Source organism: Stenotrophomonas sp. YJH_SMC_69, assembly GCF_059370495.1.
On the sequence record NZ_JCAFTS010000002.1, the window covers coordinates 327598 to 339964 of the forward strand.

Consider the following 12367-nt stretch of genomic DNA (forward strand, 5'->3'; position numbering starts at 1 on the left):
GCTGACCGCGATCAGCGGTACACCACATGGCGCATCAACAGGAACGACACGCACGCCAGCCCGCCTTCCACCAGTGGCTTGGCCAGCCAGGTGTACTGCAGGCCCAGCGCGTGGTCGACCAGGCTCACCAGCAACGTGCTTGCCGCAGTCAGCAGCAGCCACAGCCCGAAGAAGCGTGCAAAGCGCTTCCAGCCCAGCTTGTGGGTGCCGGCCTCGGCAAAGGTGTAGCGGCCGTTGAGCCAGAAGCCCAGCAGCATGCCGGCCAGGCGCCCGGCGACGTTGGCCGGTGCGACCGGCATGCCAAGCGCGGTGGCGACCACGAACACCAGCCAATCGACCAGCAGCTGCACGAGCCCGATCACGAGGTAGGCGCTTCCCTGGCGGACAAGGCTCATCGGCATGGTGAAGGAGGAGGGATGCCCATGTTAACGGCGTACGCTCTAGAATCGTCGGCAACGAACCACGGACTGCCGTTCCCATGACCCAAGCCTTGCACGTCATCATCCTCGCCGCCGGCGCCGGCAAGCGCATGAGGTCGGTGCTGCCGAAGGTGCTGCAGCCGATCGCCGGCCAACCGATGCTGGCGCACGTGATCGATGCGGCCCGCGAACTGCAACCGGCGGCCATCCATGTGGTCTACGGCCATGGCGGTGAGGCGGTGCGGCAACAGTTCGCCGACCAGCCCGACCTGCAGTGGGCTGAACAGGCGCAGCAGCTGGGTACGGGCCACGCGGTGGCGCAGGCGATGCCGCAGGTGCCGGATGCCGTGCAGGTGCTGGTGCTGTACGGCGATGTACCGCTGATCCGCGCGCAGACCCTGCGCGATCTGCTGGCGCAGCCGGGGCGGTTGGCGGTGCTGGTCGCCGAGGTTGATGACCCGACCGGTTACGGCCGTGTGCTGCGCGATGCCGAAGGCAAGGTGGGAGCGATCGTCGAGCAGAAGGACGCGACCGACGACCAGCTGCGCGTGCGCACGATCAACACCGGCATCATCGCCGCGGAGTCGACCGCGCTGCGCCGCTGGCTGTCGCAGCTGTCCAACCGCAATGCGCAGGGCGAGTACTACCTGACCGACGTGTTCGCATTTGCCGCGCATGAGTACACCCCGGCCGAAATGGCGCTGGTGGCCGACGCGCAGGAAGCCGAGGGGGCAAACGATCCCTGGCAGCTGTCGCAGCTGGAGCGTGCCTGGCAGCATCGCGCCGTGCGTGCGCTGTGCGCACAGGGTGCACGCGTGCGCGACCCGGCACGACTCGACATCCGTGGCACCGTCACCGTGGGCAGTGACGTGCTGATCGATGTCGATGTCGTTCTCGAAGGCAACATCGTGCTCGGCGACGGCGTTACCATCGGTCCGTTCAACCGCCTGAAGGACGTTACTCTCGGCCCCGGTACCGAAGTACGCGCGCACTGTGATCTGGAGGGTGTGGTCACCGAAGGCGCGGCGCTGGTCGGTCCGTTCGCGCGCCTCCGCCCAGGTACCGTGCTGGCCGATGGCGTGCACGTCGGCAACTTCGTCGAAACCAAGAAGGTCACCCTCGGCGTCGGCAGCAAGGCCAACCACCTCACCTATCTGGGTGATGCGGTGATCGGCAGCAAGGTGAACATCGGTGCCGGCACCATCACCTGCAACTACGACGGCGTGAACAAGTCGACCACCACCATCGGCGACAACGCGTTCATCGGTTCCAACAGTTCGCTGGTGGCGCCGCTGACGATCGGCGAGGGCGCGACCATCGCTGCCGGTTCGGTCATCACCCGCACCGCCCCGGACGGCAAGCTGACACTGGCCCGCGCACGACAGGAAACCATCGATGGCTGGAAGCGCCCGGTCAAGAAGTCCTGAGCCACGTATTCCGCATGCCGACGAGCTCGGCGTGCTGCCGGCAATTGAACAGCGTGCCGGCGAACTGCTGAAGGATCACGAAGCCCATCCGGTATTTGCCGGCCACGGCCTGGATCTGCCGACGCTGCAGGACGGCCTTCAGCGGGGCCAGCTGTGGGTTGTGGATGGCCCCGGCGGCGACATTGCCGGCTACCTGCTGGGCGGCGAGCTGGGTGGCGAGTTCCATGTCCTGCAGATGGATGTGGACCCGGCGCACGCGCGTCGTGGCCATGGCCGTGCATTGCTGCGGCACGCCTTGGCGCAGGCCAGGGCCACCGGCTTTGCTGCAGCGGTGCTGACCACCTTGAGCGATGTGCCATGGAATGCAGCCTTCTATGCCAGCGAAGGGTTCGACGTAGTGCCTGAGGCTGAGTGGAACGACGGCCTGCGCGCCGTCATGGCCGAAGAGGCTGCGCTCGGGTTTCCGATGCACCTGCGGGTGGCGATGCGGCGGACCTGGTAGGTGCCGGCCCTGGTCGGCACATCCGCGCATGGCGTGGAGCTACCCGATCGGCCCGCTCAACCCACCGGCAACAGGATCGACACGCACAACCCGCCATCGCCGCGGTTCTGCAGCGACACGCGGCCACCGTGCGCTTCCACGATCTCGCGCGTCAGTGCCAACCCCAGGCCGGTGCCGTTGCGCTTGGTCGAATAGAACGGCATCAAGGCGTTCTGCAGCACCTGCTCGTTCATGCCCTTGCCGCGATCCAGTACGTCCAGGCGCAGCCATTGCGGCAGCCGCGTGAGTTGCACCTGTACGTCATCGTTGGGCGGATCGGCCTCGGCGCAGGCTTCATGCGCGTTCTTCAGAAGATTCAGCAATGCCTGCCCGAACTGCGCGATGTCGATGCGGCTGCTCAGGTCCTCGTCCGGCTCGCGTTCCATGGTGAACGGGATCTGCTGGCGCAGGCTGGACAGGAACGGCGCCCAGTGCACGGTCTGCAGTTGCGGCTGCGGCAGCTTTGCGAAGCGTGCATAGCCACGGATGAAGCCTTCCAGGTGGCGTGCGCGGTCCTCGATGGTGGTGAAGATCTCCGGCAACCGGTCGAAGCGTTCGCGCTGCACCAGCACGCCACCGGAGTGGGCCAGCGAGGCGATCGGTGCCAGTGAGTTGTTGAGCTCGTGGCTGATCACCCGGATCACCTTCTTCCACGTCTGCACTTCCTGGCGGCGCAGTTCGGCGGTGAGCAGGCGTACCAGCAGCAGGTCGTGCGGACGGCCGTTGAGCTGGAAGGCGCGGCGCGACAGGTGGTAGACCTGCTCGTCATCCTCGTCGCCGTCCTCGCCCTCGGCATGCACCGCGAACAGGCTGTCGCCGCCACGGGCAATGGCATCGCGCAGCTCTACCGGCACCTGTTCCAGCACCTCTTCCAGACGCTGGCCTTCCAGCTTCCAGCCGCCATGCAGCAGCTTGCGCGCAGCCAGGTTGGAGAACACCACGCGGGCGATGCCATCGCCGCCGGAGGCAATCAGCAGCATGGCCACCGGCGTGTTCTGCACCATGGTGTCCAGCAGCAGTTCGCGCTGCACCAGGCCCTGCCGCTGTTCGCGCAGCACATCGCCCAGCTCGCGGTGCGCCTGCACCAGGTCGCCCAGTTCGTCGTTGCCCGGCCAGTACACGCCGAAGTTGTACTCGCCGTCGCGGTAGCTGCTGGTGGTGCCGGACAGTGCACGCATCAGCGAGCGCACCGGTGCGGTGGCACGGCGCAGGGTCCACCACATCAACGCCAGCAGGATCACGGCCGACGCCGTGGTCACCACCCAGCCATGGTTCATCCAGTACGCCAGCAGCCACGGCAGCGCAGCGGCCAGCGCCAGCACCGGCAGCAGGCGCAGGAACAGGCGGAAGGTGAACGAGCGCCGTTTCATTCGCGTGGGATGCCGTGGCGGTCCATGCGCCGGTACAGGGCCTGGCGGCTCAGGCCGAGTTCGGCAGCCGCCTGGGCGATGACGCCGTGGTTGCGTGCCAGCACGTCCTCGATGCGCTCGCGGTCGGGATCGTTGCCAGCGCTCGGTGCAGGTCGTGGCGCCGGTGCGGTGCGCGGCAGGTTCAGGTCGGCCACCTCGATGCGGTTGCCGGTCGCCAGCAGTTCGGCACGCTGGATCACGTTGCGCAGTTCGCGCACGTTGCCCGGCCACGGGTGCCGTTGCAGGGCGGCACTGGCGGCACTGGACAGCGGCTTGCCGGCCGTCAGGAAACGCTCGGCCAATGGCACGATGTCGCCCGCGCGCTCGGCCAACGGCGGTAGTACCAGTTCCACTGTATTGAGGCGGTAGTAGAGATCTTCGCGGAACGTGCCGTCGCGGATCATCGCCGGCAGGTCGGCATTGGTCGCGCTGACCACGCGGACTTTGACCTGGCGTTCGCGATTGGAACCCAGGCGCTCGAAGCGGCCGGTTTCCAGCACACGCAACAGCTTCATCTGCCCGCGCAGCGACAGGTTGCCGATCTCATCCAGGAACAGCGTGCCTCCGTCGGCGGCTTCGAACTTGCCCTCGCGTGCCTTGTTGGCGCCGGTGTAGGCGCCGGCCTCGGCACCGAACAGTTCGGCCTCGATCAGCTCCGACGGCAACGCGCCGCAGTTGACCGTGATGAACGGGCCCTTGGCCACCAGTGAATTGGCCTGGATGATCTGCGCGATCTTCTCCTTGCCGGCACCATTGGGACCGGTGATCAGCACCGGCAGCTCGGAGCGCGCGACCTGGCAGGCCAGGGCGATGACGCGCTCGCTGGCCGGATCGGCGAAGACCGCACCGCACAGGTCGTACTTTTCTTCCAGCGCATTGCGCTGGCGCAGCTCGCGGCTGCGGCGGCGGTCCAGTTCGCGCCGCGCCTCGGACAGCTCCAGCAGGTTGTTGACCGTGGTCAGCAGCTTGCGGTCGTCCCAGGGCTTGGCCAGGTAGTCGGCGGCGCCGGCCTTGACCAGGTCCACCGCGCTGCTCAGGTGGGTCCAGGCCGTCAGCAGGATCACCGGCAGGTCCGGGTGGCGTGCGCGGATCTGTGCGAACAGCGCTTCGCCCTCCTCGCCGGAGGTGGTGTCCTCGCTGAAGTTCATGTCCTGGATCACCAGGTCGACCGGCTGCGACTCGAGCAGGGCCAGCCCCTCGGCCGGGCTCTGCGCCTGCAGGGTGTCGATGTCGTGCAGGGAGAACAGCACGTCCAGTGCAGTGCCCACACTGGCGTTGTCGTCGATGATCAGGATCGAAGGCATCAAGCGGTTCTGCAGAAAGGGATGGGCGGCGCCGATGGAGCCGTGTTCGTGTCCATACGCCGGGAGAGCCCGGCGCCACCCATCAAGCATAGCCAAACCCGTAGCCGTCGGGGCGGCGGGCTCAGCGTCGGGGCGGCGGCGGTGGCGGTGCTGGCGGAGGCGGAGCGACCAGCGCCCTGCGCCAGGCAGCGGCGTCCACCGCGACCGTCAGTTCCTGCCTGTCGCGCTGCAGCAGGAGATAGGCCCTGGCGGCGCTTGAACGCCGCAGGGCCTCGGCAAGATGCTCGATCCTGCGTACGGTGGTGTCATCCACCCGCAGGATGCGATCGCCGCTGCGCACGCCGAAGCGGGCTTCCGGGCCGGCGGCTTCCACGCGCACCTGGCCTTCGCTCGAACGCAATGCCAGGCGCGCATCGTCCTGGCGCCACTCCAGTGTCTGCGAGCTGCCACCGCCGGCCAGTGCCGGCAGTGGCAGGAGCATCATCATCAGCATCCAGCGGATACGCATCTCATGCGCCCCGCGTGGCAACCGCAGGCGGTACCGCTGCCGCGCGCCGGGCCGGTCCGAACACCGCGATCTGGCCAAGCACCCACAGCAGCAGTGCGCCCAGCGGCAGGTAGTGCAGCGGCATGCGCGGCAGCTCGTACATGTTCATCAGTGCCAGGTTGATCGCATAGGCGGCCAGCATGCCCAGCACGATGCCCAGCGTGGCCAGCAGGAAGTTCTCGGTCTGGAAGTAGCGCAGGATCTGCCCACGCGTCGCGCCGAGCGCGCGACGGATACCAATCTGCTTGCTGCGCTGCTGCACCCAGAAGCTGGCCAGGCCGATGATGCCCAGTGCGGTGACCACCAGCAGCGAGATGCACACCGTGATCAGCAGCCCGACCATGGCCCTGTCGTTCTTGAAGTAGTCATTGCGCTGCGCCTCATAGGTCAGCTTCTCGCGCACCAGCCGGTTGGGGTCGTTGCGTTCAAGCGCGGCGATCGCGCCCTTGAGTACTTCCTCGCGCCGTTCCGGAGCGGTGCGCAGGACGTACGGGCCCTGGGTGAAATCGGTCCGCACAGGCAGCACCATCGACAGCGTGGTGTTGTTGTTGTAATCGGTGGGCGTGGCCAATGACGCGACAATACCCACCACGTGCAGTGGCTGCTTGCCCATGTAGAACGTCTTGCCCAGTGCGTTCTCGCCGGGGTACAGCCTGTCGGCGAGCGTGCGGCTGATGATCACCGAGGAGGCGGTATTGGTGGAGGCGTTCTTCTGTGCATCCTCGACGTTGCTGTATTCACTGGGCTGGAAGTCGCGGCCGGCGGTCAGCTGCAGTCCAAGCGTGGACAGTCCACCTTCGCCGAACATGTACATGGTGACGAAGGCGGTCGGACGTTCCTGTTCCTGCTTCAGCGAAACGCTGGTATTGGAGGAGTTCGGGCGGAACGGCAGCTGGTTGACCTTCGCGGCGGCGGTGACCCCGGGAACGGCGCGCAGGGCGGACAGGTCCTCCTGGGTGCGGGCCTGGCCATTGGTCTGCTTGCCGATGCCGCTGACCCGGACGAACACCAGCTCGTTCTCGGCCAGGCCGCTGGTCTGGCTGATCCGTTCAACGCGCTGGGTGACCAGGAACAGGGCATTGCAGACGATGGCGCAGGTCAGGGCGACTTCCAGCACGATCAGGGCGGCGGCTGTCTTGTGCCGGCGCAGGGTGCTGAGGATGGGGCGGATATCCATGGGAGGTCCTCGTACTCGTGCTTACTGCGACTTGAGCTGGATGGCCGGGGTAACCTGCATCGCGCGCCAGGCGGGCAGGAAACCAGCGGCGAGGCTGGCGAACAGGGTCAGGCCAATGGCCAGCAGCAGCATGCTGCCGTCCAGGTGGGCCAGGCTCGCGTAGTCCACGGGTTGCTGGCGCACCGCATACAGGCCGAGCAGGGCCAGGCCGATGCCGAGCACGCCGCCGGCAACGCCGATCGCACCGGCTTCAACCAGGCATTGCAGGAAGATCTGCCCACGGCTGGCACCGAGGGCGCGGCGCACGCCGATCTCGCCACTGCGGCGCAGGAACTTCGCCAGCAGCAGGCCCACCGTGTTGACCAGGCAGACGCCGAGAAAGCCCAGTGCCAGCCACATCTGCAGGCGCACGTCGCTGGGCACGGCATTCTTGAACGTCAACCACTCCATCACCGGGCGCAGGCGCACGTTGGTAGGGCGCTCGAAACGGCCCGCTGCGCGCTGCTGGTCCGAGTAGTTGGCCAGGTAGCTGCGGTAGTCCTCGACCTTGGCCGGATCCAGCTCCACCCAGTACTGGATCCAGCTGCAGGGCGCGTTGATCGAGTTGCTGCTGCCATCCGGATTCTCGCCGAAGCAGTTCATGTTGCCGTTGCTGCCGAACTCCAGGTCCATCGCAGTGGAAAACGGCACCAGCAGGTCTTCATCCTTGCCGTAGTTGCCGGTGGTCAGATCGAAGAAGTGGGGTTCGGGATTCCACTTCTTCATCACGCCGATCACCCGCAGTGAATGGCCACTCAGGCGGATCTCGCGACCGGTGCTGTCGGCACCCTGGAACAGCTTGTCGTTGATCGCTTTCGACAGCACCACCACCCGGCTGCGATTGTCATCATCGCTGCTGTTCCAGGCACGCCCGTACTGCATCGGCACGTCGAACATCGGGAAGAAATCGGCCGACGTCCAGCGCGTATCCACCGAGAACGGCTTGAGCGTGCTGAGCTCCGGTTCCACCGTGCCGCCGCCCGCGCTCATCATCGCCTGGCGGATGCCGCGCTTCTCGCGCAGCAGGGTCTCGGCGTCGCGCCGTGTCATCTGTTCCTCAGGCTCCTCACCCGGGGTATAGCCGCCGCGCGGGCGCGGATCGACCTGCACGTAGAACAGCTGGTCGCTCTTGCCGGGAATCGGGTCGCCGGACAGCACGTGGAACACCGTCAGCGTGGTCATCGAGGCACCGATGCCGAGCGCGATGGCGACCACCATCAGTGCGGTCAGGATCTTGTTGCGGCGGAAGCTGCGTACCGCCAATCGGGTGTAGTAGGCGAACATGGGAGTGCCCTCACTCGTTGACGGCAACGATGTGGCGCGGCGGGGTAGCCAGCACCGGTTCGCGCACCAGGTCGGTCACCTGGCCATCGACGATGTGCACGTTGCGCTGCGCGCGCGCGGCCAGTTCCGGGTCGTGGGTGACCATCACGATGGTGGTGCCGGCGGCATTGATCTCCTCCAGCAGTTCCATCACGCCGCGGGCCATCTGCGTATCCAGGTTGCCGGTCGGTTCGTCGGCCAGCAGCAGGCGCGGGCTGCCGGCCAGCGCACGCGCGATCGCCGCACGCTGCTGCTGGCCGCCGGACAGTTCGTTCGGGTAATGCTTCATGCGTGAGCCCAGGCCGACCTGGGTGAGCGCCTTCTCGATGCGTTCGCGGCGCTCGTTGGCACTCATCTTCCGGTAGCGCAGCGGCACGTCGACGTTGTCGAACAGGTTCAGGTCGGGAATCAGGTTGAAGCCCTGGAAGATGAAGCCGATCTTCTGGTTGCGCAGGCGGCTGCGGGCGTCATCGCCCAGCGTGCTCACGTCCTGGCCGTCAAGCAGGTAGGTGCCGCTGGTGAAGGTTTCCAGCAGGCCGGCGATGTTGAGGAAGGTGGTCTTGCCGGAGCCGGACGGGCCGGTGACCGCGACGAACTCGCCTTCCTTGACCTGCAGTTCCAGCGAGCGCAACGCGTGGGTTTCCACCTGTTCGGTGCGGAAGACCTTGGCGACCGAACGCATTTCGAGCATGTACATGGGGTGTCCTCTCTCCAGGATTCAGGTATCAGGTATCAGTTGACGGAGACGCGTTCGGCGTCCTTGAACAGGTCGCTGCCGGAGACCACGATGCGGTCGCCCGGCTGCACACCCGACTTGATTTCCACTTCGCCCAGGCTGCTGACGCCCAGTTCCACCGGACGCCGCACCGCGGTGCGGCCATCCATCACGTAGGCCACGCCATTGCCCTGTTCGACGAACGGGCCGCGCTCGACCTTCAGCACGTCCTTGCGGGTATCGAGCAGCACGCGCACCGACATCCGCTGGCTCTGGCGCAGGCCTTCCGGCTGCGCGCTGGCGAAGCGCACGCGGGCGTTGACCTCGCCGTTGACCACTTCCGGCGACACCGCGCTGATCTCGCCCGGGAACGGCTTGCCATTGCCGCCGGTCAGCTGCGCCGGCATGCCGATCGCCAGGTCGCGGGCGAAGCTCTCCGGCACCTTGATCTCGACCTCGAACTTGGACAGGTCGACCACGCCCAGCACCGGCGCGTTGGCAGCCAGGTTGGTGGACTGGACCGCCTGCACCTGGCCGACCTGGCCGTCAAACGGTGCGCGCAGGGTCAGTGCGTCGACCTGGCGCTGCACTTCGGCCACCACGGCCTTCTGGCGGTCGGCCAGCAGGCGCTTGTTGCGGGCATCCAGGTCGGCGCCCTGGCTCTGCAGGCGCGCATCGGTGGTGGCGTTGGCCAGGGTGATGTCGGCCTTCTTCAGCGAGTCCTTGGCCTTGGCCAGGTCGATCTGTGGCACCGCACCGCCGTCGTAGCCGCGCTGGAAGCGCTGCAGGTCGCGGTCGGCGGCCTGGCGCTCGATGGTGGCCTGGTCGGTTTCCTTGCGCGACTTGGCGCGGGCCAGGGTGGCGTCCAGCGCGGCACGGCTGGCCTCGGCTTCCAGGCCGGCCAGGGTGGCCTGTTCCTGGGCCAGCTTGCTGCGCAGTTCCGGGCTGTCGATGACCGCCAGTTCCTGGCCCTTCTTGACCACGTCACCGGCGACCACTTTCAGGTCCACGGTGCCGGCCGAGATGGCGTACAGGATCGGGCTGTTGGCGGCGATCACCCGGCCGTCGGCGGCGATGTCGCGGACCAGGTCGCCGCGCTTCACTTCGGCGATGCGCACCCGGCTGCTGTCGAAGGAGCGGCTGGCATTGGACCAGGCATGCACGGCCCAGCCGATGCCGGCCAGCAGCACGATGGTGCCCAGCGCCGGCCAGCGGTAGCGCTGCCAGTTGGCGCGGGTGGCGCCGGCGGGGGCGGAGGAAACGATCTGGTCCTGTGCGGAAGTGTCGCGGATCATCGGGTGCGTGCCTGACGGTGGTAGCCAGTACCAAGCACGTAGCGTGCCAACTTTATTTCCTTTCAGTTCAACAGGTTGGGCGGGCCGCTGGAGTGTCCGGGTGTCCGCGGACACCTTTCCGGACACTTTCATTAAGCGGACAGGAGGGGGAAGCCGGACACGCGGGCTAGAATGCGCCGATCGTCTTGAAGGAAACGCGTGACATGTGTGGAATCGTGGGTGCAATCGCCGATCGCGACGTGGTGCCGGTGCTGATCGAAGGCCTGAAGCGGCTTGAGTACCGTGGTTACGACTCCTCGGGCATCGCGGTGATCGATCACGCCGAGCGCCCCGAAGTACGTCGTGTCCGCCGCACCGGTCGCGTGTCGGAAATGGCCACGGCGGCCGAGGCCGAAGGGTTCAATGCGGTGCTGGGTATCGGCCACACCCGCTGGGCCACCCACGGCGGCGTCACCGAGGCCAACGCGCATCCGCACATCAGCCACGGCGTGGCGCTGGTGCACAACGGCATCATCGAGAACCACGAAGAGCAGCGCGAGAAGCTGCGCGCGCTGGGCTACACCTTCGAGTCGCAGACCGACACCGAAGTCATCGCGCACCTGATCCATCATCACCTGAAGGGCGGCGATGACCTGCTGGTGGCGCTGCAGCACACGGTGAAGGAGCTGACCGGCGCGTACGCGCTGGCCGTGGTCAGCCGCGCCGAGCCGGAGCGCTTCGTCTGCGCGCGCATGGGCTGCCCGCTGCTGGTGGGCCTGGGCGAGGGCGAGAACTTCGTCGCCTCCGACGTCTCGGCGGTGATCTCGGCCACCCGCAAGGTGATCTTCCTGGAAGAGGGCGACACCGCCGAGATCCGTCGCGATGGCGTGCGCATCTTCGATGAGCATGACCGGCCGGTCGAGCGCGATGTGCACCTGTCCGACGTGTCGCTGGCATCGCTGGAGCTTGGCCCGTACCGCCACTTCATGCAGAAGGAAATCCACGAGCAGCCGCGCGCGCTGGGCGACACCATCGAGGCGGCGATCGACGCCGGTGGTTTCCCGGCCGAGCTGTTCGGCAAGAATGCCGAAGCGGTGCTGTCGGGCATCGAGGGCGTGCAGATCATTGCCTGCGGCACCAGCTACTACGCCGGCCTGACCGCGCGCTACTGGATCGAGGCCATCGCCGGCCTGCCGTGCAGCGTGGAGATTGCCAGCGAGTACCGCTACCGCGCCGCGTATGCCAACCCGAAGCACCTGATCGTCACCATCTCCCAGTCCGGCGAAACGCTGGATACGATGGAGGCGCTGAAGTACGCCAAGGCGCTTGGCCACAAGCACACGCTGTCGATCTGCAACGTGCCGGAAAGCGCGATTCCGCGCGCCAGCGAGCTGGTCTGCTACACCCGCGCGGGCGCGGAGATCGGCGTGGCTTCGACCAAGGCCTTCACCACCCAGCTGGCCGCGCTGTTCCAGTTGACCGTGGTGCTGGGCAAGCTGCATGGCCGCATCGACGCGGCGCAGGAAGCGGATTACCTGGAGCAGCTGCGCTTCCTGCCGGGCAGCGTGCAGCACGCACTGAACCTGGAGCCGCAGATCGCGGCGTGGGCCGAGCGCTTCGCGCGCAAGTCCAATGCGCTGTTCCTGGGCCGTGGCCTGCATTACCCGATCGCGCTGGAAGGCTCGCTCAAGCTCAAGGAGATTTCCTACATCCACGCCGAGGCCTACCCGGCGGGCGAGCTGAAGCACGGCCCGCTGGCGCTGGTGGACGAGGACATGCCGGTGGTGGTGATTGCCCCCAATGACAGCCTGCTGGAGAAGGTGAAGTCGAACATGCAGGAAGTGCGCGCCCGTGGTGGCGAGCTGTTCGTGTTCGCCGACCAGGACAGCAACTTCAATGAGTCCGAAGGCGTGCACGTGATCCGCACGCCGCGCCATGCCGGCGTGCTCAGCCCGATCGTGCACACCATCCCGGTGCAGCTGCTGGCCTACCACACCGCGCTGGCACGCGGCACCGACGTGGACAAGCCGCGCAACCTGGCCAAGAGCGTGACGGTGGAGTAACACTCCCGGATCCGTTGAATGCTGCATGCGAAAAGGGGCCCGCGTGGCCCCTTTCGTTTGCGTGGTTGGCCATGCCAAGTGGGACAGCCACCGGGTGTTCTGTCCGCCGTCGGCAGCAGGCAATCATTC

Annotated in this window: 11 protein-coding genes; 3 read left to right on the forward strand and 8 right to left on the reverse strand. The window is 66.9% G+C overall.

The window, feature by feature from the left end:
- Window positions 1–11: 11 nt before the first annotated feature.
- The gene (locus AC5P8F_RS04665; RefSeq protein WP_049440007.1) at window positions 12–395 is read right to left on the reverse strand and encodes a GtrA family protein; all 384 of its coding nucleotides are present in this window, start codon (window positions 393–395) and stop codon (window positions 12–14) included.
- A gap of 83 nt (window positions 396–478) precedes the next feature.
- Between AC5P8F_RS04665 and glmU the strand changes: the two genes are divergently transcribed.
- Both glmU and AC5P8F_RS04675 read left to right on the forward strand, forming a co-directional pair.
- The gene (gene glmU / locus AC5P8F_RS04670; protein ID WP_014648491.1) at window positions 479–1846 is read left to right on the forward strand and encodes a bifunctional UDP-N-acetylglucosamine diphosphorylase/glucosamine-1-phosphate N-acetyltransferase GlmU; all 1368 of its coding nucleotides are present in this window, start codon (window positions 479–481) and stop codon (window positions 1844–1846) included.
- Window positions 1815–2348 (forward strand): GNAT family N-acetyltransferase, encoded by a 534-nt coding sequence (locus AC5P8F_RS04675; RefSeq protein ID WP_041863844.1) that lies wholly within the window; start codon window positions 1815–1817, stop codon window positions 2346–2348. Before glmU ends, AC5P8F_RS04675 begins: the two co-directional genes overlap by 32 nt.
- Before the next feature lie 56 nt (window positions 2349–2404).
- Here AC5P8F_RS04675 and AC5P8F_RS04680 read toward each other — a convergent pair whose 3' ends face one another.
- The 7 genes from AC5P8F_RS04680 to AC5P8F_RS04710 form a co-directional block, all read right to left on the reverse strand.
- On the reverse strand, window positions 2405–3757 hold the full coding sequence (locus tag AC5P8F_RS04680; RefSeq protein ID WP_014648489.1) for a sensor histidine kinase: 1353 nt from the start codon (window positions 3755–3757) through the stop codon (window positions 2405–2407).
- A complete protein-coding gene (locus AC5P8F_RS04685) occupies window positions 3754–5100 on the reverse strand; it encodes a sigma-54-dependent transcriptional regulator (RefSeq protein ID WP_495227649.1) in 1347 nt (448 codons plus the stop codon). Before AC5P8F_RS04685 ends, AC5P8F_RS04680 begins: the two co-directional genes overlap by 4 nt.
- 121 nt (window positions 5101–5221) lie before the next feature.
- Window positions 5222–5593, reverse strand: a complete 372-nt coding sequence (locus AC5P8F_RS04690) for a PDZ domain-containing protein (RefSeq protein ID WP_014648487.1) — start codon at window positions 5591–5593, stop codon at window positions 5222–5224.
- Window positions 5594–5609: 16 nt separating this feature from the next.
- A complete protein-coding gene (locus AC5P8F_RS04695; protein WP_014648486.1) occupies window positions 5610–6824 on the reverse strand; it encodes an ABC transporter permease in 1215 nt (404 codons plus the stop codon).
- Window positions 6825–6845: 21 nt separating this feature from the next.
- Complete coding sequence (locus AC5P8F_RS04700; protein ID WP_014648485.1) at window positions 6846–8147, reverse strand: ABC transporter permease; 1302 nt, start codon at window positions 8145–8147, stop codon at window positions 6846–6848.
- A gap of 10 nt (window positions 8148–8157) precedes the next feature.
- Complete coding sequence (locus AC5P8F_RS04705; RefSeq protein WP_014648484.1) at window positions 8158–8883, reverse strand: ABC transporter ATP-binding protein; 726 nt, start codon at window positions 8881–8883, stop codon at window positions 8158–8160.
- A gap of 35 nt (window positions 8884–8918) precedes the next feature.
- Window positions 8919–10196, reverse strand: a complete 1278-nt coding sequence (locus AC5P8F_RS04710) for an efflux RND transporter periplasmic adaptor subunit (protein ID WP_495227650.1) — start codon at window positions 10194–10196, stop codon at window positions 8919–8921.
- A 203-nt stretch (window positions 10197–10399) separates the two neighbouring features.
- Here AC5P8F_RS04710 and glmS point away from each other — a divergent pair, with 203 nt between their 5' ends.
- Window positions 10400–12238: a glutamine--fructose-6-phosphate transaminase (isomerizing) gene (gene glmS, locus AC5P8F_RS04715; RefSeq protein WP_014648482.1), complete on the forward strand. Its 1839-nt coding sequence runs from the start codon at window positions 10400–10402 to the stop codon at window positions 12236–12238.
- The last annotated feature ends 129 nt before the right edge of the window (window positions 12239–12367 follow it).